The sequence below is a fragment of the Mesorhizobium sp. M2E.F.Ca.ET.209.01.1.1 genome (genome assembly GCF_004010375.2).
Lineage (GTDB): Bacteria > Pseudomonadota > Alphaproteobacteria > Rhizobiales > Rhizobiaceae > Mesorhizobium.
Genome location: NZ_SADP02000405.1, coordinates 1 through 374 on the forward strand (window position 1 = coordinate 1; position 374 = coordinate 374).

Here is a 374-nt window from a genome sequence, read left to right on the forward strand (position 1 = left end):
GCCACGCCGCGCGGGATGGCAAGGTTGCCCATCTTCTTCTTGTCGGAGACGAACTGCACCAATGGGATGACCGCGAAGGGCAGTTGCATGGACAACACCACCTGGCTGAACACCAGCAGCTGGCTGGTGCCCTTCTCGCCATAGAGCGCGGTAACGGCCACCACCGGAATGATGGCGAGGCCGCGCGTCAGCAGCCGTCGTGCCCAGTTGGGAATACGCAGACGCAGAAAACCTTCCATGATGATCTGGCCGGCGAGCGTTGCCGTCACCGTCGAGTTGAGGCCCGAGGCGAGCAGTGCCACGGCAAACAGGATCGAGGCGATGCCCAGGCCAAGCAGTGGCGACAGAAGCTTGAAGGCCTGGTCGATCTCGGC

Annotated in this window: 1 protein-coding gene; it reads right to left on the reverse strand. The window is 63.1% G+C overall.

The annotated features are described in order from the left end of the window. Positions 1–374 (reverse strand): divalent metal cation transporter (locus tag EN852_RS36205; RefSeq protein WP_189546425.1); only part of this gene is annotated, 374 nt, incomplete at both ends.